The 431-nt window shown below is 48.7% G+C and carries 1 protein-coding gene; it reads left to right on the top strand.

Annotated features, from left to right (window positions below; all coding sequences use genetic code 11):
• The coding region (locus ACTHSP_RS22080) for an extracellular solute-binding protein (protein ID WP_440347020.1) at nt 1-431 on the top strand (431 nt) is incomplete at both ends.

The raw sequence follows: 431 nt of genomic DNA, 5'->3' as shown, positions 1-431 counted from the left end.
AAGGCTTTGGGCACGGATCAGCTGCCGGACAATCAATGGGATTTGGTGTTTAACCCCGAATACACGTCCAAACTCAAACAATGCGGCATCAGCTATTTGGACAGCGCGGCGGAGATTTATCCTATGGTGTTGAACTATATGGGTAAAAATCCAAACAGTAGCGAAACGGCGGATATCAAGGCGGCTACGGAAGTCTTGAAGAAAAACCGTCCGTACATCAAGCGTTTTACTTCGTCCGGTTTTATCGATGATTTGGCGCGCGGCGATACTTGCGTAACGATTGGTTTTGGCGGCGATTTGAACATTGCCAAACGCCGTGCCGAAGAAGCAGGCTGCAAGGAAAAAATCCGTGTAATGATGCCGAAAGAAGGCGTGGGGATTTGGGTGGATTCGTTTGTGATTCCGAAAGATGCCAAACATGTGGCCAATGC

This window comes from Neisseria sp. P0001.S005, from assembly GCF_051963715.1.
The sequence above is the reverse complement of the archived record's forward strand: the minus strand, read 5'-3'. Positions and strand labels throughout refer to the sequence as shown.